At 65.6% G+C, this 20,941-nt stretch carries 18 protein-coding genes; 8 read left to right on the top strand and 10 right to left on the bottom strand.

The window, feature by feature from the left end; genetic code table 11:
- Positions 1-22: 22 nt before the first annotated feature.
- The 7 genes from JOE31_RS03955 to JOE31_RS03925 all read right to left on the bottom strand — a co-directional run bounded on the left by JOE31_RS03955 (position 23) and on the right by JOE31_RS03925 (position 7,633).
- On the bottom strand, positions 23-1,279 hold the full coding sequence (locus JOE31_RS03955) for a Gfo/Idh/MocA family protein (RefSeq protein ID WP_209742240.1): 1,257 nt from the start codon (positions 1,277-1,279) through the stop codon (positions 23-25).
- Positions 1,280-1,323: 44 nt separating this feature from the next.
- Complete coding sequence (locus JOE31_RS03950; protein ID WP_209742239.1) at positions 1,324-2,073, bottom strand: ThuA domain-containing protein; 750 nt, start codon at positions 2,071-2,073, stop codon at positions 1,324-1,326.
- A gap of 1 nt (position 2,074) precedes the next feature.
- Positions 2,075-3,178, bottom strand: coding sequence for a Gfo/Idh/MocA family protein (locus tag JOE31_RS03945; RefSeq protein WP_209742238.1), 1,104 nt, complete (start codon positions 3,176-3,178; stop codon positions 2,075-2,077).
- 62 nt (positions 3,179-3,240) lie between these two features.
- Complete coding sequence (locus JOE31_RS03940) at positions 3,241-4,140, bottom strand: carbohydrate ABC transporter permease (protein ID WP_209742237.1); 900 nt, start codon at positions 4,138-4,140, stop codon at positions 3,241-3,243.
- Complete coding sequence (locus JOE31_RS03935) at positions 4,137-5,069, bottom strand: carbohydrate ABC transporter permease (RefSeq protein ID WP_209742236.1); 933 nt, start codon at positions 5,067-5,069, stop codon at positions 4,137-4,139. Before JOE31_RS03935 ends, JOE31_RS03940 begins: the two co-directional genes overlap by 4 nt.
- A 2-nt stretch (positions 5,070-5,071) precedes the next feature.
- A complete protein-coding gene (locus tag JOE31_RS03930) occupies positions 5,072-6,367 on the bottom strand; it encodes an ABC transporter substrate-binding protein (RefSeq protein ID WP_209748119.1) in 1,296 nt (431 codons plus the stop codon).
- Between the two features lie 267 nt (positions 6,368-6,634).
- Positions 6,635-7,633 carry a LacI family DNA-binding transcriptional regulator gene (locus tag JOE31_RS03925; RefSeq protein WP_209742235.1) on the bottom strand — a complete coding sequence of 333 codons (999 nt, stop codon included), beginning with the start codon at positions 7,631-7,633 and terminating at the stop codon, positions 6,635-6,637.
- A gap of 345 nt (positions 7,634-7,978) precedes the next feature.
- Between JOE31_RS03925 and JOE31_RS03920 the strand changes: the two genes are divergently transcribed.
- The 7 genes from JOE31_RS03920 (at position 7,979) to bcp (ending at position 15,479) form a co-directional block, all read left to right on the top strand.
- A complete protein-coding gene (locus tag JOE31_RS03920; RefSeq protein ID WP_209742234.1) occupies positions 7,979-8,779 on the top strand; it encodes a hydroxypyruvate isomerase family protein in 801 nt (266 codons plus the stop codon).
- Between the two features lie 27 nt (positions 8,780-8,806).
- Positions 8,807-9,685 (top strand): 2-hydroxy-3-oxopropionate reductase, encoded by an 879-nt coding sequence (locus tag JOE31_RS03915; protein WP_209742233.1) that lies wholly within the window; start codon positions 8,807-8,809, stop codon positions 9,683-9,685.
- 149 nt (positions 9,686-9,834) lie between these two features.
- Positions 9,835-11,613, top strand: a complete 1,779-nt coding sequence (gene gcl, locus JOE31_RS03910) for a glyoxylate carboligase (RefSeq protein ID WP_209742232.1) — start codon at positions 9,835-9,837, stop codon at positions 11,611-11,613.
- A 2-nt stretch (positions 11,614-11,615) separates the two neighbouring features.
- Entirely contained in the window at positions 11,616-12,845 is a 1,230-nt protein-coding gene (locus JOE31_RS03905) for a glycerate kinase (protein ID WP_209742231.1), read from the top strand.
- The gene (gene allB / locus JOE31_RS03900; RefSeq protein WP_209742230.1) at positions 12,838-14,181 is read left to right on the top strand and encodes an allantoinase AllB; all 1,344 of its coding nucleotides are present in this window, start codon (positions 12,838-12,840) and stop codon (positions 14,179-14,181) included. Before JOE31_RS03905 ends, allB begins: the two co-directional genes overlap by 8 nt.
- Positions 14,182-14,192: 11 nt before the next feature.
- Positions 14,193-14,912 (top strand): winged helix-turn-helix domain-containing protein, encoded by a 720-nt coding sequence (locus tag JOE31_RS03895; RefSeq protein WP_209742229.1) that lies wholly within the window; start codon positions 14,193-14,195, stop codon positions 14,910-14,912.
- Between the two features lie 87 nt (positions 14,913-14,999).
- The gene (gene bcp / locus JOE31_RS03890) at positions 15,000-15,479 is read left to right on the top strand and encodes a thioredoxin-dependent thiol peroxidase (protein ID WP_209742228.1); all 480 of its coding nucleotides are present in this window, start codon (positions 15,000-15,002) and stop codon (positions 15,477-15,479) included.
- A 163-nt stretch (positions 15,480-15,642) separates the two neighbouring features.
- Here bcp and JOE31_RS03885 read toward each other — a convergent pair whose 3' ends face one another.
- Together JOE31_RS03885 and JOE31_RS03880 are read right to left on the bottom strand one after the other, a co-directional pair.
- On the bottom strand, positions 15,643-16,602 hold the full coding sequence (locus JOE31_RS03885) for a polysaccharide deacetylase (protein ID WP_209742227.1): 960 nt from the start codon (positions 16,600-16,602) through the stop codon (positions 15,643-15,645).
- A 14-nt stretch (positions 16,603-16,616) separates the two neighbouring features.
- Entirely contained in the window at positions 16,617-18,149 is a 1,533-nt protein-coding gene (locus tag JOE31_RS03880) for a cytosine permease (RefSeq protein ID WP_209742226.1), read from the bottom strand.
- A 107-nt stretch (positions 18,150-18,256) separates the two neighbouring features.
- Here JOE31_RS03880 and JOE31_RS03875 point away from each other — a divergent pair, with 107 nt between their 5' ends.
- Positions 18,257-19,864, top strand: a complete 1,608-nt coding sequence (locus tag JOE31_RS03875; protein WP_209742225.1) for a PucR family transcriptional regulator — start codon at positions 18,257-18,259, stop codon at positions 19,862-19,864.
- Positions 19,865-20,042: 178 nt separating this feature from the next.
- Here the strand turns inward: JOE31_RS03875 and purU are convergent, their stop codons facing one another.
- Positions 20,043-20,939 (bottom strand): formyltetrahydrofolate deformylase, encoded by an 897-nt coding sequence (gene purU / locus JOE31_RS03870; protein WP_209742224.1) that lies wholly within the window; start codon positions 20,937-20,939, stop codon positions 20,043-20,045.
- Positions 20,940-20,941: the final 2 nt, after the last annotated feature.

Genomic DNA, 20,941 nt, shown 5'->3' with positions numbered 1-20,941 from the left:
CTGCCTGAACCCTGGAGGAAGCTCAGCCGCCGGAGACAACGCCCGGCAGCGCCGCGTAAAGGTCGTCCGGGTCGTCCTTCTCCCAGCGTGGGACGCCTCGTCCGGTGGAGGCTGCAACCGCTGTGACGGTGCTCCTGTTTTTGGCGGACTCTTCGACCGCGGTCAGGACGCGCTGGATCTGGAGCCCGTCGTCGAACGACGGCGACGGCTGCCTTCCGTCCCGAATCGCAAGGAGGAAGTCCCGGATCTGGTGGGGGAACGTGTGCTCCCACCCGATGATGTGGCCCTGCGGCCACCACGCTTCGAGGTACGGGTGCTCGGGCTCGTTCACGAGAATCCGCCGGAATCCCTGCTCCCGGACGGGAAGGCCGGCATCGAGGAAGTTCAGTTCGTTCAGGTTCTCGAGGTCAAACGTCAGCGACCCGAGGGAACCGTAGATTTCGAGCTTGAGCGAGTTTTTTTGACCCGTGGCAACCCGGGATGCCTCCACGGACGCGCTGATGTTCCCCGTCATGCCAAGGGTGGCCCAGGCGGCGTCGTCGACTGTCACTTTCTCCGCACCGCCGGGGCCGGGACGTTCGGTGACAAAAGTCCTCAACGTTCCGGTCACCTCAGTGACGGTTTGACCGGTGAGGTGCTGGACTTGGTCGATGGCGTGCGAGGCGATGTCACCCAACGCTCCGGATCCGGCCGTTTCCTTGCGGAGCCGCCACGTCACGGGAGACTCGGCGTCGGAGAGCCAGTCCTGCAGGTAGGCGGCGCGAACGTGCCGGACAGTGCCCAGCCGGCCTTCTGCAATGAGCTCGCGTGCCAGTGCCAAGGCAGGGACACGGCGGTAGTTGAAGCCGATCATCGACTGCACACCGCAGTCCCGGGCTTCAGCGGCGGCTGCCGTCATGGCCTCGGCCTCCGCGATGGTGTTCGCGAGCGGCTTTTCCACGAGGACGTGCTTACCGGCGGCCAGTGCAGCGATGGCGATTTCGGCGTGCATCCAGCCCGGGGCACAAATGTCCACGATGTCGATATCGTCCCGTTCAATGACGGCACGCCAGTCCGTGGCGGACTCGGCCCAGCCGTACTTGGCTGCGGCTTCGGCCACCTGGGTGCCGTCCCGGCCTACGAGCACTTTCTGCTCGATGGCCGGGACGTCGAAGAAACTGGCCACGTTCCGCCACGCATTCGAATGGGCCTTCCCCATGAAGGCGTAACCAATGGCGGCCACGCCGAGCGGGCGCGAAACCGGCGGCGAAGGGCGGGATGAGTGCGCGGAGGTGGTCATGTAGTCGTTCCTAGGGAGTCAGTATTTTGCGAAAGTAGAAGGGCCTAAGGTTGCTCGAACCAGCCCCGGGTGGGGTTGGAGACCTCAGGTGCCTCCCGGAACCGCTCCGGCTGGGCCACCCAAGCAACGCCGTTGGCGATGACCTTCTGGATTTGCGGCTGGTGGTACACCGGGTATTCCTGGTCGCCGGGGCTGAAGTAGAAGATTCGGCCCTTTCCCCTGGAGAACGTCACACCGGAACGGAACACCTCGCCGCCGGCGAAGGAGCTGATGAAGATCAGGTCATCGGGTTCCGGAATATCGAACAGTTCGCCATACATCTCCTGCTTGGGGATGACGATGGGGCTTTCGATGCCGGCCGCGATCGGGTGGGAAGGCTTGACCGTCCACACGAGTTCGCGTTCGCCTTCGTTGCGCCACTTCAGCGAGCACGTGGTGCCCAGCAGCCGGGTGAAGATCTTGGCGAAGTGCCCCGAGTGCAGGACTACCAGGCCCATGCCACCCAGCACGTGGCGCTGCACTCGCTCCACCACCTCGTCGCTGACTTCCTGGTGCGCGATGTGACCCCACCACAGCAACACGTCGGTCTGCTCCAGGACCTCCTCGGAGAGCCCGTGCTCGGGATCAGCCAGCGTAGCTGTGGAGATTTCGGAGTCCGGGTAGTAGGCGCGGAGCCCGGCGGCGATGGCGCCGTGGATCCCTTCGGGGTACATCTCGCCGATGGTTGCAGGCTCGTTGCGGGCCTCGTGCACGGCCTCGTTCCAGACAACAATCCTGAGTTTTGAATCAGACATATCAGAGCACCACTTCACGTTTTTCGAGGGCGGATTTGTAGCAGGCATCGAGAATCAGGGCGCGGCTGAGGGCTAGTGACCCATCGTGGCTGCCCCACACTGTCTCGCCGCCGCGCACGGCGGCAACGAAGTCATCGACGACGGCCTGATGGGCGCGTCCGGGTTCGGCCACCACTTCAAAGTCCGCGTTTTCGCCGTCCTTTTCAGTGAAAACGTGCACGTCGGCCACGGGATTCTCGGAAGCGCCGACAGAGCGCAGCTCGGCACCGCCGTCGGTTCCGTAGACAGTGAAGTCCATCAGGTCCCGTTCGTCGCGGTAGCTGGCCCATCCGGCTTCCAGGATGAGCGTCCCTCCGCCTTCCAACCGGATGAAGGCGGACGCGAAGTCTTCCACTTCGAACTTGTGGCTGGAGTTCGAGGCGGTGTAGCGGGCGTTGCCGCCAAGGCCGCGCGGACCGAGTTCGGAATGGGTCGAGGCCGAGACGGCCAGGACTTTGGGTTCGCCAAGGAGGTGCAGTGCGTAGTCCAGGACGTGCACGCCGATGTCCGCCAACGGACCTCCGCCGGCGAGCTCCGGGTTGGTGAACCAGCTGCCCAGCATCGGAATGCCCTGGCGGCGGAGCCAGGATGCTTTGGCGTAGTACGGGCGGCCCAGCGTGCCGTCGTCGATCACTTCCTTGAGGGCTTGGATGTCGCCGCGGCGGCGGTGGTTGAACGCGACGTCCAGGACCCGCCCTGCCTCGCGGGCTGCGTCCACCATCGCCTGCCCTTCCACGCCGTTGCGGGCCAACGGCTTTTCGCTCAGGACGTGCAACCCGCGTTCCAAGGCTGCAATCGAGATCGGTGCGTGCAGGAAAGTGGGCACGGCGACACTGACGGCGTCGAGGCCCTCAAGCTCGATCATGTCTTCCCAGCGGGCGAAGGCATGGGGAATGCTGTACTCCTCCTTCAGCCGGGCAAGGAGTTCTGCTTCCATGCCCGCGACGGCGACAATTTCGACGCCGTCGATGTTGCTGTACGCCTTGAGGTGCTGCTGGCCGGCCCAACCGATACCCACAACTCCCACCTTGAGGGTTGCGGACGGGGCCTGCTGCTGAATGCTCACGTTGTTCCTGTTCTTTCTGTGATTCCGGTTGGAGTCTGTTGATGGTCTGCAGCCAGTGGTGGCTAGCCCTTGACGGCGCCGGCCGTCATGCCCGAAACGATGCGTTTCTGGCACAAGAGCACAAGGATGACGAGCGGGACCGTGATGATCACCGACGCGGCGCTGATGGTGCCCAGCGGTTGGTCGAACTCGCTGGTTCCGCTGAAGAAGGCAATCGCGACCGGGACCGGGCGGGCCTCCGGCGAGGTGGTCAGGGTGACGGCAAGGAGGAATTCGTTCCAGACCGAGATGAACACCAGGATCGCCGTCGTGGCCAGGCCGGGGACCGCCAGGGGCAGGATGACTTTGCGGAAGGCCGTGAACGGCGTGGCGCCATCCATGTACGCGGATTCCTCAAGTTCCCGCGGGATCTCCTTGAAGAAGGACGTCAGCGTGTAGATCGCCAGCGGCAAGGCGAACGTCAGCTTCGGGATGATGAGGCCAAGGAGTGTGTCGTACAGGCCGATTTCCCGCCAGATGGAGAACAGCGGGGCCGCGATGGCGATGGCCGGGAAAGTTGTCACCGAGAGGATCAGCGTCAGGATCAAGGCCTTGCGGCGCATCTTCAGCCTGGCCAGGGCATAAGCAGCGAACGATGCAAACACCAGTGCCACTGTGGTGGTGACGACGGCGATAATCACCGAGTTGCGCAGGGCCAGGAGGAACTCGGGGTTCTGGAATACCACAAGGTAGTTCTCAAAGGTGGGCTGGCTCGGGAAGAGCTCGCCCTGGGACAGGCTCGCCCCCTTCTTGAGCGAGGTGTTGACCAGCCAGTAAAACGGGATGAGCGAGAAGCCCATGACGGCTACGACGAACACCCAAACAAGGGGGTTCAGTTTCGCTTCGCCCCGGAGCCGACGCTTCGGTGCCCTGGGGCGGGTGGCGGGTTCCGCCGTCGGGCGTTCTGCAGTCAGCGTGCTCATTGTTCCTCCTTGGCGACTTCGCGGATGTTGCCGCCGGCGAAGCGGACGTAAATGACGGAGACCACCATGACGGTCAGGAAGGTCAGGATGGACAGCGCCGACCCTTCGCCCACGAGCCGGTTTTCGCGCAACTGGGTGTAGGCCAGCATCGACATGGACTCGGTGCCGTTCGCGCCGCGGGTGAGCACGAACGGCAGGTCGAAGACGCGCAGGGCATCCATGGTGCGGAAGATCGCCGCTAGGACGATTGCAGGACGCAAGAGCGGCAGGGTGATGTGTACAAATGCCTGCCACTTGCTGGCGCCGTCGAGTTCTGCGGCCTCGTAGGTCTCGGAGGAGATGACCTGCAGGCCTGCCAGGATGATGAGTGCCGCAAACGGCGTGGTCTTCCAGACGTCGGCCAGAACGATCACGGCCATGGCGTATCCGTGCTCGCCGAGCCAGACGACGTCGCCGCCGGGCAGTCCGAGGGCGGAGAGGACGTTGGTTACCAGGCCCATGTTTGGCTGGAACATCGTCTGCCAAGTGATGGCGCTGACCACGGTGATGATGGCATAGGGCAGCAGAACCACGGTGCGCAGGAGGGCGCGGCCCTTGAACGCGAGGTTGAGCAGCAAGGCCATGGCCGTACCGAGCGCCAGTTCCAAGGAGACCGAAAGTCCGGCGAAGAGGAAGGTCTGGCCGAAGGCAGCCCACCATTCAGAGCTGCTCAGGGCGGAGATGTAGTTCTCCAGACCGACGAACCGGGAGAGTCCTGCAGTGCGGACGCTGTACTGGTTCAGGGAGAGCCAGATCGCGTAGCCAATGGGGACCGCCGCCACCAGGGCCATGATGACCAGGGAGGGGGCGGTCATGCGGACCGCCAGCCGCCGCTCGGCCCGGTCGCGGCCGTTCACTCCGCGACCGGGAACAAGTGTCTTATTGGCCATGTTTAGAAGCTCGCCTTGGCGGTGGTGATCTCCTCGGCCATCTTCTTCACGGCGTCCTCCGCGGAGGCTGTACCGGAAAGGACGGCATAGACGTTCTTGTAGATCGCCTGGGAGATCTGCGGGTAGACCGGGGAGATCGGGCGGGGCTTGGCACCCTTGACGGACGCGAGCAGTTCGGTGGCGAAGGGCATCTTTTGGAGAACTGCCGCATCAGAATAGGCGGCTTCATTGACCGGGGCCTGGGAGTAATCCATGGCCACGTGCTTCTGCCATTCCGGCGTGGTGGCAAAGTCGATGAACGCCACAGCCCCGGACTGGTTCGTGGCGTGGGCGGAGATGGCCAGGTTCCAGCCACCCAGCACGCCGGACGCCTTGCCGCCTTCCCATGCGGGCAGCGGCGCCACGCCAAAGCTGCCGGCCAGCGATGTGGCGTTGAGCAGGCGGTACACATGCGGCCAGTTGCGCTGGTAGCCGAAGTTGCCGGACTCATAAGCGAGACGGGCGGGGTCTTCGTTGTAGGTCAGGACGGCGCGGTCAGCTGAGCCGTTCTTGAGCCCGTTGCTCATGAAATCGAGGACCTTGCGGGTCTCCGGCGAATCAATGGCCACCTCGCCCTTGTCGTCGAGCACTTCGCCGCCTGCGCTGTAGAGCATCTCGAGGAAGTTCACCGTCAGGCCCTCGTACTGTTTGCCCTGGTAGACGTATCCGTTGCCGGGAGCCTTGGCTGCTTCTGCGTAGAGCTGCTGCCAGGTCTCAGGCTTGGCCACCTTGTCCTTCTGGTAGTAGACCAGTCCGGCGTTCGTGAAGAACGGCGAGGCCCAGTACTTGTCCTGGTACTTGGTGGTCTCCACCGTGGACGGAATGAGCCGGTCCTTGTTGGCCTCTACCAGCTTGGTCTGGTCCAGCAGCCAGCCCTGGGAGGCGAACTCGGAGGTCCAGATGACGTCAGTGAGGAAGATATCGCATTCAGTCGACTTACCTTCGAGCCGCTGGACGATCTGGGTGCGGGCCTCGTCTGTGGTGGCGCCGATCTCGGTGTACTTGGCCGTGACCTTGCCGTTCGCCTTGGTGAATGCCTCCGCAGTGCCTTTGTAGATACCCGACGCGTCCTTGACGCCGCAGATATTGACGCTGCCACTGGCATTAGCGCCCGACGCCGGATCGGCAGCTGCCGCCTGTTCCGCACCCTGGGGCGCGGCTCCCCCGCCGCAACCGCTGATCAGGAGGCCCGCGGCGATAGCCGCTGCGGCGACAGTCACCAAACGTGTCCGCAGGGAACCTGCGCGCAGTTCGATCATGTGTGCGGATGTCTGTGATGACACGGTGTCCTCCTGGAGCGGAGAAGCAGGTCGATTCAAGTCCACAAGTGGCTCCTTTGGGGGTCTGTGGGCGGTGGGAAGTTCAGGGGGCGGCGGCTGCCGCGCACGCTGAACAAGGCTTCTTTGCCGATGGTTCATTGAATTTTGGAATCGATTCCAAAGCGCGAAAAATATAGGGCCCTGCGGCCGTGGAATCGATTCCAAAGTAGTGTGACAGGGACCACGCGAGGCTGTCAACCCCTTTCTTTAGCCCTTGGTGGAGTCCCGCACCACGAGCTCGTACGGGAGGAAAGCCCGGCCGCGGCGGTGGGCGCCCGGCACCGTCATCCGCTCGAGGAGCTCGGCGAATGCCACACGGCCCATCTCATAGGCCGGCTGCCGGACCGTGGTCAGTTCCGGGACGCACATTTCCGCCTGCGCCGAGTCATCAAAACCTGCCACAGCAATGTCGTCGGGAACCCGCAACCCGGCGTCGGTGAGTTCACGGACGCACCCGGCCGCGACGATGTCAGTGCCGCAAAACACTGCGTCCGGAAGGTCCCCCGCCTCCAGTAGCTTCCGGGCAAGACTGCGCCCTGAGTGGAAGCCGAAATTGCCTTCGCCGAACAGGATCCGGTCCTGCGCCAAGCCCGATTCGGTGAGCGCCTGGCGAAAGCCTTCTTCGCGCAGCCGGCCCGAGCGGGCACCTCTGTGGGCGAGCATGGCCAGCCTCTTGCCGCCGGTGTCGATCAGGTGCCGGGTGATGTCATAAGCGGCCTGACGGTCGTCGATGGACACGCCGAAGGCCGCTTCGGCGTCGACGATCTCACAGACCTGTACCACGCTCATTTGCTCGGCAACGGCATTAACTTCCTGATCCGACATTGTCGGAGAAAACAGCACCAGCCCGTCCACGGAGCCGTTCCGCAGCATGTCCACCAATTGCTGTTCGCGCTCCAGGTCCCCGGACGTCGCTGCGATGAGGCTTACATAGCCCGAGCCCGCGGCAGCATCGCCCACACCCCGGAAGACTTCACTGATCACCAAAGAGTCCAGGTTCTTGGCGAGGGCCAAAACACGCATTGTCCGGTCGCGGCGAAGGTCCCGGGCCGAGGCAAGCGGCCGATAGCTGAGCTGACGAATTGCGGCATTGACCTTGTCCTTGCTCGACTCGCTGACAGCCGGACTTCCGTTTAAAACACGGGACACCGTCCCTACGGACACTCCCGCCGTTCGGGCGACGTCCTGGACTGTCGCTCGCGCCATTCGATTGTCCTTCCGCGACCAGTGGCAATGGTCCTTGCCGCCACACCACTGCCGTGCCTTACCGGCGTTCCTCAGCATAGCCGTAGGGGCGAACGGCGATGTCAGAATCAAACGGATCGGGGCATGGCTCTCTTGTCGGCGCAACGGATGCGGCCCCGAACTCCTTCCTTTCGATTTGCCTCATGCCCGCACCTGCCCCCTCCCCCTTGACTCACACCCCCGCCTTCCCTAAACTTTTCATAAAGCAGAATCTAAATTCCACAAAGCGGAAACACCTCAAGCCGAGACCGGCAGAGGCAAGCCAAGGGGAAGATAGATCAAAGCCCCTCCTCGGAAGGACCTACGATGACGTACACAGTGAACTGCTCCATCCTCCTGACGGAGCTGCCCTTGCTCGAGCGCCCCGCCGCCGCGAAGGCAGCCGGTTTTGACGCCGTCGAGTTCTGGTGGCCCTTCGAGTCCTCCGTCCCCACGGACGCCCAAATCAACGAGTTTGAAACCGCCATCAGGGATGCCGGCGTTCAGCTCACGGGCCTGAACTTCAACGCCGGCAACATGCCCGGCGGCGATCGCGGCCTGGTCTCCTGGAAGGGTCGTTGCTCCGAGTTCAAGGACAACATCGAAGTCGTAGCCGGCATCGGTGAGCGCCTGGGCTGCAAGGCCTTCAACGCCCTCTACGGCAACCGCCAGGACGAGTTCACCCCTGAAGAGCAGGACGAGCTCGCGGTCAAGAACCTCGCCGCAGCAGCCGAAGGCGTCGCCCGCATCGGCGGCACCGTCCTGCTGGAACCGGTCAGCGGCGCCCCCAGGTACCCGCTCCTCAAGGCCCAGGACGCCCTCAACGTCATTGCCCGGGTCAAGGAGGAGTCCGGCGCCGAGAACATCAAGCTCCTCGCCGACTTCTACCACCTGGCCGTCAACGGAGACGACGTCGCCGCCGTCATCGAAAAGCACGCAAAGGACTTCGGCCACATCCAGATCGCCGACAACCCCGGCCGCGGGGCTCCTGGAACCGGCGAGCTTCCCCTCGGCGAATGGATCGCCCGCAGCCGCGAACTCGGCTACGAGGGCTACATCGGCCTCGAATACAAGGAACCGCAGGAAACGGCCTTCAGCTGGGCCATCCGCGAACACGCTTCCCGCTAAATCAAAGACTTCAGAAAGAGAACCACAATGAGCAACGTTGCAGTCATCGGACTCGGAATCATGGGCCTGCCCATGGCCATCAACCTGGTCAAGGCCGGCCACACCGTCACCGGCTTCAACCGCAGCCAGGACAAGATCGACAAGCTTGTCTCCGAAGGCGGCAAGGGCGCCACGAGCATCGCGGACGCCGTCAAGGACGCCGACGTCGTCATCACCATGGTGCCGGATTCCCCCGACGTCGAAGGTGTAGTCAGCGGCAAGGACGGTGTCTTCGCCAACGCGAAGCAGGGCACCTTGTGGATTGACGCCTCCAGCATCCGCCCGGACGTGGCGGTCCGCCTCGCGGCAGACGCCAAGGAAGCCGGTATCCGCCCGCTCGACGCCCCGGTCTCCGGCGGCGAACAGGGCGCCATCGACGCCGTCCTCTCCATCATGGTGGGCGGCGACAAGGCGGACTTCGATGATGCCCAAGACGTGCTCAACGCCGTCGGCAAGACCATCGTCCACGTGGGCCCCTCCGGCTCGGGCCAGACAGTCAAGGCAGCCAACCAGCTGATTGTCGCCGTCAACATTGAGGTCCTTGGCGAAGCCATCGCCTTCCTCGAGGCCTACGGTGTGGACACCGCCGCCGCCCTCAAGGTCCTCGGCGGCGGCCTGGCCGGCTCCAAGGTCCTGGAGCAGAAGGGACAGAAGATGCTGGACCGCAACTTCGATCCCGGCTTCCGCCTGGCCCTGCACCACAAGGACCTGGGCATCGTCTCCTCCGCCGCCCGCGAAGCCAACGTCGCCGTTCCCCTCGGCGCTGTCGTCGCACAGCTCGTCGCCGCCACCGTCAACCAGGGCGACGGCGGCCTCGACCACTCGGGCCTCTTCAAGCAGGTCCTCCAGCTCAGCGGCCGGAAGTAACCCCACCCTCCGCCCTCCCTCCCGAGTTTTTGTCCAGATAATCGGCCCAACTAGCCCTTTATCTCCCGGCATCTGGACAAAAACTCACTTCAGCACACCCAAAATCAGCCCGCAGAGGGCACCCCCAAGACTTCCCCTAGGAGTACACAATGACCAAGATGCGCACCGTAGACGCTGCCGTCGCGATCCTGGAAAAGGAGGGCGCCACAGAGGCGTTCGGCCTGCCAGGCGCGGCCATCAACCCCTTCTACTCGGCAATGCGTGCCCACGGCGGCATCCGCCACACGCTGGCCCGCCACGTTGAAGGCGCCAGCCACATGGCGGACGGCTACTCCCGCGCCGCGGACGGCAACATCGGCATCTGCATCGGCACCTCCGGCCCGGCCGGCACCGACATGATCACCGGCCTGTACGCAGCGTGGGCCGATTCCATCCCCATGCTCTGCATCACCGGCCAGGCCCCCGTGGCCAAGCTGCACAAGGAAGACTTCCAGGCCGTGGACATCGAGTCCATCGCCAAGCCCGTCACCAAGATGGCCATGACCATCCTGGAACCCGGCCAGGTTCCCGGCGCCTTCCAGAAGGCCTTCCAGCTGATGCGCTCCGGCCGCCCCGGCCCGGTGCTGCTGGACCTGCCGATCGACGTGCAGATGGCCGAGATCGAATTCGACATCGAAACCTACGAGCCCCTGCCCGTGGAAAAGCCCAAGGCCAGCCGCAAGCAGCTGGAAAAAGCCCTGGACATGCTGACCGCAGGCGAGCGCCCGCTGATCGTGGCCGGCGGGGGCATCATCAACGCCGGCGCCTCCGCGCAGCTGGTGGAACTGGCCGAACTGCTGGGCGTCCCCGTCATCCCCACCCTGATGGGCTGGGGCGCCATCTCCGACGACCACCCGTTGATGGCCGGCATGGTGGGCCTGCAGACCTCGCACCGTTACGGCAACGAGAACTACCTGCGCAGCGACTTCGTGATCGGCATCGGCAACCGCTGGGCCAACCGCCACACCGGCGGCCTGGACACCTACACGGCCGGGCGGACGTTCGTTCACATCGACATCGAGCCCACCCAGATCGGCCGCGTGTTCTCCCCGGACTTCGGCATCGCATCCGACGCCGGTGCGGCGCTGACCGGCCTGGTTGAACTGGCCCGCGAACGCCAGGCAGCCGGATCCCTGCCGGACTACTCCGGCTGGGCCGCCGAATGCCAGGAACGCAAGGCCACCCTGCACCGCAAGACTCATTTCGAGAACATCCCCATCAAGCCGCAGCGCGTCTACGAGGAGATGAACAAGTCCTTCGGGCGCGACACCACGTACGTATCCACCATCGGCCTGTCCCAGATCGCCGGCGCCCAGATGCTGCACGTGTTCGGCCCGCGCAAGTGGATCAACGCCGGCCAGGCCGGTCCCCTGGGCTGGACCGCCCCGGCCGCCTTGGGCGTGGTCCGCGGCAAGCCGGACGAGACCGTTGTGGCCCTGTCCGGCGACTACGACTTCCAGTTCATGATCGAGGAACTGGCCGTGGGCGCACAGTTCAACCTGCCTTACATCCACGTGGTGGTGAACAACTCCTACCTGGGCCTGATCCGCCAGTCCCAGCGCGGCTTCAACATGGAACAGAACGTGTCCCTGGCGTTCGAGAACATCAACTCCCCGGAAACGAACGGCTACGGCGTGGACCACGTCAAGGTGGCCGAGGGCCTGGGCTGCAAGGCCGTCCGGGTGGAGAACCCGAACGACCTGGGTGCCGCCTTCGACAAAGCCAAGGCACTGGCCGGCGAGTTCAAGGTTCCCGTGGTGGTTGAAGTGATCCTGGAAAAGATCACCAACATCTCCATGGGCGTTGAAATCAACGCGGTGAACGAGTTCGAGGAACTGGCAGAGACCAGCACCGACGCCCCCACCGCCATCCTGGCGATGCAGGCCTAATCATGCGGATCGTGATCGCACCGGACAAGTTCAAGGGCTCGCTGTCCGCCCCCGAGGTGGCCCGGCACCTGGATGCCGGGCTGCAGTCGGCAACCGGCCACAACCTTGACGTCCTCCGGATTCCGGTGGCCGACGGCGGCGAGGGCACCCTCGATGCCGCCGTCGGCTCCGGCTTCACCCGGCGGAGCGCCATGGTCAGCGGCCCCACCGGGCAGCCGCTCCGGGCGGACTTCGCGGTCCGCGGCCGCGAGGCGGTCATCGAAATGGCCGCCGCGTCGGGCCTTGCGGTCCTCCCCGCAGAAGGTGGGTCACCCGGCCGCCCGGATTCCGCCAGCGCCAAGGGCGCCACCAGCCTGGGCACCGGAGAACTGATCCGGGCAGCGCTCGACGCCGGATGCCGGCAGATCATCCTGGGCGTGGGCGGGAGCGCCAACACCGACGGCGGCGCCGGCGTCCTGCAGGGACTCGGCGCGCAGTTCCTCGACGCCGGCGGCAACGAACTGCCGCCCGGCGGCGCCGCCCTTGCCAGGCTGGACCGGATCGACTTCTCCGGCTTCGATTCGCGACTGGACGAGACGCGATTCGTCCTGGCCAGCGACGTGGACAACCCGCTGCTCGGAGCCGAAGGCGCCCCGGCGGTCTTCGGCCCGCAGAAGGGTGCCAGCCCGGAGGACGTAGCAACACTCGACGCCGCCCTGGCGCACTTTGTGGATGTCCTCGCCGCCGAAATCGGGCCCCGCGCGCTGAAGGCCGCGGACGCACCGGGCGCCGGAGCGGCGGGCGGCGTGGGCTACGCAGCCATCGCGGTCCTGGCCGCGACGCGCAGGCCGGGCATCGACGTCGTGCTTGAATTCACCGGTCTCGCCGACCGGCTGGCCGGGGCCGATCTGGTGATCACCGGCGAAGGCAGCCTGGACGAACAGAGCCTGCTCGGCAAAACGCCCATGGGCGTGGCGCGTGCTGCGGCCCGGGCCGGCGTTCCGGTGGTGGCCGTCTGCGGACGCACCACCCTGACACCGGCGCAGCAGAAGGATTCCGGCTTCCGGCAGGTCTACCCCCTGACCTCGCTGGAGGCCAAGGTAGAAATATGTATAGCCGAAGCAGCACCCCTGCTTGAACAATTGGGAAAGCACATCGGCGCGGAACTGGCGGACCTGACCCGGGCCGCCGCCACGGTTGATTCCGCCGCGCCAGCGAACAACGCCCGCACTAAGGAGCCCCTCAATGTCTGAAGAAAGCTTTGACCTCGTTATCCGGGGGCAGCGCATCCTCACCACCGCCGGCATCGCACCGCGTGAAGTGGGCGTGCGCGGCGGCAAGATCGTGGCCATCGAACCGCTCGGCAACGGCCTGGCCGGCGCCGAAGTGATCGAACTCGCCGACGACGAAACCCTGATCCCCGGCCTGGTGGACACCCACGTCCACGTCAACGAGCCCGGCCGCACCGAATGGGAGGGCTTCGCCTCCGCCACCCGTGCCGCCGCGGCCGGCGGTGTCACCACCATCATCGACATGCCGCTGAACTCCATCCCGCCCACCACCACGGTGGAAGGCCTCAAGCTCAAGCGCGAAGTGGCCGAGGACCAGGCGTTCGTGGACGTCGGATTCTGGGGCGGCGCCGTGCCCGGCAACAAGGCGGACCTGCGCCCGCTGCACGACGAAGGCGTGTTCGGCTTCAAGTGCTTCCTGCTGCACTCCGGTGTAGACGAGTTCCCGCACCTCGAGGCGGACGAAATGGAAGAGGACATGGCCGAGCTCAAGTCCTTCGACTCGCTCATGATCGTCCACGCCGAGGACTCGCACGCCATTGACCGCGCACCCCATCCGGGCGGCGACCACTACTCCACCTTCCTGGCATCCCGCCCCCGCGGCGCCGAAAACAAGGCCATCGCCGAGGTGATCGAGCGTGCCCGCTGGACGGGTGCCCGCGCCCACATCCTGCACCTCTCCTCCTCGGACGCACTGCCGATGATCGCCAGCGCCAAGCGCGACGGCGTGCACCTCACCGTGGAGACCTGCCCGCACTACCTCACACTGATGGCCGAGGAGATCCCCGACGGCGCCACCGCCTACAAGTGCTGCCCGCCCATCCGCGAGGCCTCCAACCGCGAGCTGCTGTGGAAGGGCCTGCAGGAGGGCACCATCGACTGCATCGTCTCCGACCACTCCCCCTCCACGCTTGACCTGAAGGACCTGGAAAACGGCGACTTTGCCGTGGCCTGGGGCGGCGTCTCCTCGCTGCAGCTTGGCCTGTCGCTGATCTGGACCGAGGCCCGGCACCGCAACATCCCGCTGGAGCAGGTTGTTTCCTGGATGGCCGAGAAGCCGGCCGCCCTGGCACGCCTGTCCAACAAGGGCCAGCTGGCGCTCGGGTTCGACGCGGACTTCTCGGTCTTCGCGCCGGATGAGGCCTTTGTGGTGGACGTTTCCAAGCTCAAGCACAAGAACCCCATCACGCCGTACGACGGCAAGGCGCTCTCCGGCGTGGTCCGGAAGACATTCCTGCGCGGACATGAAATCGACGGCCAGACCCCCGGCGGCAAGCTGATCCGCCGCGGCGGCGTCTAAGGCACCACGCCATGGCTGTCCAGGTACATTCCCCGCGCGGCATATGCGCTGCGGGCCCGACGCCGACGGGCCCGCAGCGGCCCGGTCCGGCGGAGCCGGGTACGCAGCTCAAAGCCCATGGCCTGGCCGTCTGGGTGACCCCGGACGGCGACCAGGACATTGACGACGCCGTCATGGCGCGCGCCGCGGAACTGTTGCTGGCCCGTGCCCTCAAGATTGCTCCGGAGGCGGAAGTCCACGTCTGGCCCGCCGCCGGAGCTGCAACTTCCGCTGCCCAGGCTGGCCCGCCGGGGGGACCGCACGGGCCAGCCGGCAGCGGAACCCGGGTGCCGTCGTCGTCCGTTCCGGAGGACTCCCCGGAACAGGACGACGACGGCGCAACTCCCCTCCCGCCGTCGGCCGGTCCCGCGTGCCTGGTGTCCGTGGACCTCGCCGCGGGTGAGGTCCGGCTGGACGGCAAGCTGGTGGCGCTCACCGGCGTCGAGTTCAAGCTGCTCCGCTACCTCGTGGAAAACTGCTCGCGGACCGTGAGCCGGGAGGAACTGCGGCTGTTCCTGGAGTCGTTCGATTCCCCCGCGGCGGCCTCTCGCTCCATCGATGTGTACGTGGGCCGGGTGCGGCGGAAGCTGCGCCGAGGCCGGCATGCGATCGCCACAGTGCGCGGCGGCGGCTACCAGTTCGTCCCGGGCCCGCACACCAAAGTGCGCGGACCAGCGGAATACTGCATCTGAACCGGTGGTTGTGCCATACAGCCGTCTGCCCCGTCCCGTTGAGCACGCAGCTCTTTTTGTCAGCAAACAGACTCCCGAAGGATCATTATGAGCCCCACTCTGACCACCAAGCTCCAGCCCGGAACCCAGGCACCGGATTTCACCCTGCCGGACGCCGAAGGCAAGCCGACTTCGCTGGCCGATTACCGTGGCAAGAACGTCATTGTGTACTTCTACCCGGAAGCGGCCACCCCCGGCTGCACCACCGAGGCCTGCGACTTCCGCGACAGCCTCGAGTCCCTGCAGGGTTCCGGCTACGAGGTCCTAGGCATCTCCCCCGACGCCCCCGAAAAGCTGGCCCACTTCACCGGCGACTTCGCCCTGACCTTCCCGCTCCTGGCCGACGAGGACCACTCCGTGGCCCTGGCCTACGGCGCGTGGGGCGAAAAGCTGCGCGACGGCGAGGTCACTGAAGGCATCGTCCGCTCCACCGTGGTGCTCGACCCCGAAGGCAAAGTGAAGCTGGCCCAGTACCAGGTCAAGGCCCAGGGCCACGTGGCGGCGCTGAAGGAAACCCTGGGCGTCTAGCCCCCGCCCTCAGCCGCCCTCCCCGGACGCTCTCTCACTTATCGCAACAAAAGCCGGAACGCTCACTCACCGCGTGAGAGAGCGTTCCGGCTTTTTCGGTAGGAACTGAGAGAGCGTTCCGGCTTTTTCGGTAAATAGTGATAGAGCGTTCCGGCGGGTGGGCTCAGGCTGGTTCAGCGGCCAGCGCTGGCTGGCGCACCTGCGCCGGGGTGAAGCGGGCGCCGGCGTCGGGGAATTCCGGAACCTCAATCCGTGCGTGGCTGTGGACTTCGGTGACCGTGTCCCGGGTGTGCTGGGCGATTTTCGCCAGCGTGGTGACCCACATTCCGTCCATGTCCTTGACCCGGCTGATCAGCTGTTCCAGTGCCACGGCTTTCGAGGGCCGGCCGGAGATGAACGGGTGGTTGGTCAGTACGAAGCAACTCCCGGCCGCATGGTGCGCCTGCGCTTCCAGAGTCCACATTTCCAGGACCTTGGCGGGGCTTTCGATGACGCCGCTGCCGGTGACTCCCGGGTAGAAGGCGTACTGCTCCCAGTCGTCGAGCGCCCAGTCCACCGGAATTTCCACCAGATCCCTGGAATCGCCGTCGGCGACGCTGAAGCGGTACGGTGCATCGCCGTCGAGCAGGCTTGAATCGTAGAGGAAGCCGCGGTCTGCCAGGAGCGCCGGCGAGTGCCAGTTCAGTTCCCACCACGGAGCCCGGTAACCCACCGGCCGTACACCGGCGACCTTGGCCAGCGCTTCCAGCCCGCGGTCGATATACCGCGCCTCGGTGGCCGCATCGATCCCCCGCATGGGTTCGTGCAGGTAGCCGTGGTGGGCGATCTCGTGGCCGGCGTCCACGATCCGGCGCACCACGTCGGGGTAGCTTTCAGCCGTGAATCCGGGAATGAAGAAGGTGGCCTGGATGTCCTGGCGCTGCAGGATCTGCAGCAGCCGGGGCACAGCAACCTTGGGCCCGTAGGACTGGTGCGTCATGAGCGACATCCGGCGCGTGCTGGTGGGATCGTGGGCGATGGTGCAGGACTCCGCGTCCACATCGAACGTGAAGGACGCGGCCGCCCGGTAACCTTCGGGCCAGGTGATGGGATGGGCGGAGTCCGGGAGAGCGGGGAATTCCATGGTCCGAATCCTTTCTACAGCGAAACTGGGGTGGTTGACGGGCGGGCTGCAGCGTCCGGAACGGTCGTCTCCGGGACCGTTACCTGCTCAGTGGCCGCGCCGGCCAGAAACTTCCGGTGGACCCGGGGGCCAAGAACTGCGTAGCACGCTGCGCTGCTGACGCCGCCGGCGAGCCAGGACAGGTCCCAGCCGCCCAGTGCCACTGCGATGGGGCCCTGCATTGCAGGAACCAGGCCGTACATGAACAGCCAGGTGGCGAAAATGCCGACCAGGAGGGACACGACGCCCGCCCAGTTGACTCCGGGGAGCCGCTTAGTGCCCACGCCGTCGAACAACCGCGAGGCCTCGCCGGGCCAGCGCTTCTCGATCCAGAAGAAATGCACCAGCATTACGCCGCCCCAGGCGGCCACCCACGCCACGAGACCGATCAGCCAGGCGTCCAGGACGGAGGCGAAGTCCTCCTGGAAGATGAAGAATACGACGGCGATGAGCGAGAAGACGCCGACGAACAGGTTGAGCTTGCGGCGGCTGATGGTGATGTCGAGGGCCTGCGTCGCGACCGAGAAGGTGTAGATGTTCAGGATGTTGGTGGCGATGGGTCCGTGCAGGACCATCAGGAGCACCGGAAGCGCGAGGACCCCGAAGTTTTGCACAATGAGTTTTCCGGGGTCGATCTCGCCGCTGTTGGTTGCGAGGCTGGCGCCCAGGACTCCGAGCCAGACGACGGGGATGAACTGCCCCAGCACTGATGCCAGGTAGACCTTGCGCTTCGGTACCTCGGTGCTCACAAAGCGGGAGTAGTCGGCGGCATAGGTGAACCAGGTGATTCCCCAGCCGATGCCGATGGCCGTCATAACGGCGCTCATGGCAGCGATCCGGTCCGAGCCTTCGAGGATGTTGCCGGCGGGCCCCGCGTAGGACCAGTTGATTTTCATGCCGAACCAGGCCACGGCGGACATCACGGCGAGGATGATGATGGTGGGCGGCACGGTCCACTTTTCAAAAGCCGCAATGGCCTTGTAGCCGAACCAGGCGATGGCAACTTGCGCGGCCATGATGGCGGTGGCGACGCCGATCTTCCAGGCGTAGTTGTGGGCCGTCGGGTCCACCCAGCCGAGGGTGCCGAAGAGTGCCATCACAAGATCCAGGATGATCCAGGTGTTGACGGCGCACCAGCCGATGACCAGCAGCGCCTGGATGGCGGCGGGAAGGTAGTTTCCGCGCCGGCCGAATGCCGCACGGGCCAGCACCATGCCGGTTGCACCGGTCTTCTGGCCCAGCAGTACGAAGCAGCCGAACAGGAGCATGCCGATCAGGTTCCCCAAAACCAGAACGGTGACGGTGTCGGCGAAGCCAAGTCCGAGGTGGATGCCCAGGGCGCCGAGCACCCAGTTGATGGGCGCCAGGTTGGCTCCCGCCCAGATCCAGAACTGTCCGGAAACCTTCCGGGTCCGCTGTGATTCGGGGATGGGCTGAAGCCACGCTTCGACGTCTTCGCCGGCTGCGGGCGCGTGGCCGGCCGGGACTGCAGTGGAGTTGTTTTGCATGTGGGCCTCCGTGGGAGAAAGGGGATACAGCCAGAGTATGTGCCGCAGACCACACGCAACAAGATACGATATGTACATCAAAAGACCGATTTGCATGACGGAGCGTAATGCCAATAAAGCTCAGTGAGATCCTGAAACATGCCACCCTCACAGCTGCCGATCCCGTGATCCGCGCCGGTGCTGGCGCCGTGGCGGGTACGCAGCTGCGGTGGGTTCACTCCAGTGAAGTCTTGGACATCGCGCCGTTACTTAGCGGCGGCGAGCTGCTTCTTACCGGCGGCGATGCGCTGGTTACTGCCTCGGACGCCCGCCGTGTGGAGTATGTTCGGCAGCTGGCAGAGCGCGGGGTCGGTGCGCTGGCGGTGGAAACGGGCCAGCGGCTAGCTTCACTGCCGTCGTCGATGATCCAGGCGGCGGAAACCGCCGGGCTTCCCCTTATTGAATTCCGCAAAGTGGTGCCGTTCGTGGGCATCATGCAGGCGATCAACTCGATGCTCGTCAGTGAATCCGTGGCCCATCTGCGCCGCGCGGATGAGGCCAGCCACGCCATGGCCGTTGAGCTGGCCCACGGGAGCAGCCTGGATCAGATCCTCGCCGTGCTGGCCGGAATCATCGATGCGACGCTGGAGCTTTCGTCGGTGTCCGGCGTGACGCTGGGCAACGCCGGGCCGGATGGCGCCGGCACGCGTCCGGCTGACGGCGCCGATTCCCAGCCGGAGGAGGGCCCCGAGTCCGGCACCGGCTCCCCGGCAGAGCCCGGACGCACGGCAGGGCCGGGCAGCGGCGGCACGTTGATCAGCATTGATGTGCCGGTCCGCGGCGTGCCCTCCGCGAGGTTGCTCATCAACGTACCGGCCGACGGCGACGTCAACCTCGCGCGCGTGGCCGGTGGGCGCTGCGTGGACATCCTGTCGCTCGCGCTGCTGCAGCGGATGCCGCCCGGGCTGAAAGAAGTGGCCGGAACGGCGCTGCTGCGGGCCGTCAGTTCCGGCAGCCAGCCCTGGCGGCTTCAGCAGCTCTCCCCCGCCGCCGGGATCCTTCCCTCTGCGACGGTGGTCGCCGTCGTCGTCCGGTCCTCCACCTCGCAGCAGCTGCGGGCTGCCATGGACAATATCCTCAAGCGGTCGGCGCAGCAGAGCGCCAGCTATGTGGACAATGCCGAGCTCCTGGCGCTTGCCGCCCTCCCTTTTGACGGGGCGGCGGCCGCGCGGGCCGGGCTCGTGGCGGCACTCAGGGAGCTCCCGGTCGAGGCGGGAACCATGACGGCGGTGGGTCCGCTGGCAGCCGGGATCGAACACGCGCCGTGGTCGCTGTCGGAGGCAAAAAGCGCCCTGGATCTCGCCGTGAACGGCTCGCTTCGGTCGGCGGCCCGGCCGGCGGCGGACGCGGAAGGCATGGTGATCGACGTCGAAGACCTGGCGGTGGAGCGTCTGGCGGTGCAGCATCTGGACCAGGGCACACGGCAGGATTTCGTCCGCCAGCAGGTGGGGCCCCTGCTGGATCACGACGCGCGGCGCAACTCCCAGCTGCTCGCAACCCTGGCAACCTGGCTGGACTCGGGTTGCAACACCGCGCAGGCCGCCCGCGAACTGCATGTTGAGCGGCAGTCGATGCATCACCGCTTGCAGCGGATCTTTGAGTTGTGCGGCGGGGATCCGCGCGGAACCGGCCGGCTCGCCGCGCTGCACCTCGCCACCCGGCTGGCCGCGCTGTAGCCACCAGCAGCGGCCGGGTAGGACGCTCTCTCACTTAACGCAAGAAAAACCGCGATGCTCTCTCACTTTCCTGGAGAAAGTGAGAGAGCGTCGCGGTGAAACCGACCGGAAGTGAGAGAGCGTCGCGGTGAAACCGACCGGAAGTGAGAGAGCGTCGCGGGTTGCGGAGGGGGCGGGCTTAGCGGAGCACCACTGTCCTGTTGCCGCGCAGGATCACCCGGCCCTCACAGTGCCAGCGCACCGCGTTGGACAAAGCCTTGCACTCGGTGTCGCGGCCGGCGGCCACCAGGTCTTCCGGGCCGTAGGTGTGGTCCACCTCCACCACCTGCTGGGCGATGATGGGTCCCTCATCCAGCTCGCCGTTGACGTAGTGCGCCGTGGCACCCACCGTTTTCACACCGCGGGCGTAGGCCTGGTGGTAAGGCTTGGCGCCCTTGAAACTGGGCAGGAATGAGTGGTGGATGTTGATGGCACGACCGTCCAGCTTGCGGGTGAGCCCGTCGCTGAGGACCTGCATGTAGCGGGCCAGCACCACCAGTTCCACGTCGAACTCGTCCACCAGTTCCAGCAGCCGTGCCTCGGCCTCGGGCTTGGTGGCGGCGGTGACGGGCACGTGGAAGAACGGGATTCCGTGCCATTCCACCAGCGCCTGGTGGTCGGTGTGGTTGGACACCACAGCCACCACGTCCACCGGCAGCTCGCCGATCCTGGCACGGAACAGCAGGTCGTTAAGGCAATGCCCGAACTTGGACACCATGATCAGCACGCGGCGCTTTGAACCGTGCGGCTCCAGCCGCCAGCTCATCCCGAAACGTTCAGCCACCGGGGCAAAAGCGGTCCGCAGGGTGTCCGCTGTGGAGGCATCGCCGTCGGACGCAAAGTGCACCCGCATGAAGAAGTGCCCTTCGGAGCGTTCACCGAACTGCTGGTTGTCGATGATGTCGCAGCCGTGTTCCAGCAGGAAGCCGGAGACGGCGTGCACGATGCCCGGCGACTCGTTGCAGTCCAGCGTCAGGACATGCTCCACGGTGGTGGCCGGCTTTGGGAGAGAGGTTTCAGTCTCAATGGCAGTCATGG

The organism is Arthrobacter sp. PvP023 (assembly GCF_017832975.1).
Classification (GTDB): Bacteria; Actinomycetota; Actinomycetes; order Actinomycetales; family Micrococcaceae; genus Arthrobacter.
The sequence above is the reverse complement of the archived record's forward strand: the minus strand, read 5'-3'. Positions and strand labels throughout refer to the sequence as shown.

Excerpts from the sequence above, each read along its gene's own strand:
- JOE31_RS03955 (WP_209742240.1), bottom strand. The coding sequence starts at position 1,279 with ATGACCACCTCCGCGCACTCATCCCGCCCTTCGCCGCCGGTTTCGCGC.
- JOE31_RS03950 (WP_209742239.1), bottom strand. The coding sequence starts at position 2,073 with ATGTCTGATTCAAAACTCAGGATTGTTGTCTGGAACGAGGCCGTGCAC.
- JOE31_RS03940 (WP_209742237.1), bottom strand. The coding sequence starts at position 4,140 with ATGAGCACGCTGACTGCAGAACGCCCGACGGCGGAACCCGCCACCCGC.
- JOE31_RS03935 (WP_209742236.1), bottom strand. The coding sequence starts at position 5,069 with ATGGCCAATAAGACACTTGTTCCCGGTCGCGGAGTGAACGGCCGCGAC.
- JOE31_RS03930 (WP_209748119.1), bottom strand. The coding sequence starts at position 6,367 with ATGATCGAACTGCGCGCAGGTTCCCTGCGGACACGTTTGGTGACTGTC.
- JOE31_RS03925 (WP_209742235.1), bottom strand. The coding sequence starts at position 7,633 with ATGGCGCGAGCGACAGTCCAGGACGTCGCCCGAACGGCGGGAGTGTCC.
- JOE31_RS03920 (WP_209742234.1), top strand. The coding sequence starts at position 7,979 with ATGACGTACACAGTGAACTGCTCCATCCTCCTGACGGAGCTGCCCTTG.
- JOE31_RS03915 (WP_209742233.1), top strand. The coding sequence starts at position 8,807 with ATGAGCAACGTTGCAGTCATCGGACTCGGAATCATGGGCCTGCCCATG.
- gcl (WP_209742232.1), top strand. The coding sequence starts at position 9,835 with ATGACCAAGATGCGCACCGTAGACGCTGCCGTCGCGATCCTGGAAAAG.
- JOE31_RS03905 (WP_209742231.1), top strand. The coding sequence starts at position 11,616 with ATGCGGATCGTGATCGCACCGGACAAGTTCAAGGGCTCGCTGTCCGCC.
- allB (WP_209742230.1), top strand. The coding sequence starts at position 12,838 with ATGTCTGAAGAAAGCTTTGACCTCGTTATCCGGGGGCAGCGCATCCTC.
- JOE31_RS03895 (WP_209742229.1), top strand. The coding sequence starts at position 14,193 with ATGGCTGTCCAGGTACATTCCCCGCGCGGCATATGCGCTGCGGGCCCG.
- bcp (WP_209742228.1), top strand. The coding sequence starts at position 15,000 with ATGAGCCCCACTCTGACCACCAAGCTCCAGCCCGGAACCCAGGCACCG.
- JOE31_RS03885 (WP_209742227.1), bottom strand. The coding sequence starts at position 16,602 with ATGGAATTCCCCGCTCTCCCGGACTCCGCCCATCCCATCACCTGGCCC.
- JOE31_RS03880 (WP_209742226.1), bottom strand. The coding sequence starts at position 18,149 with ATGCAAAACAACTCCACTGCAGTCCCGGCCGGCCACGCGCCCGCAGCC.
- JOE31_RS03875 (WP_209742225.1), top strand. The coding sequence starts at position 18,257 with ATGCCAATAAAGCTCAGTGAGATCCTGAAACATGCCACCCTCACAGCT.
- purU (WP_209742224.1), bottom strand. The coding sequence starts at position 20,939 with ATGACTGCCATTGAGACTGAAACCTCTCTCCCAAAGCCGGCCACCACC.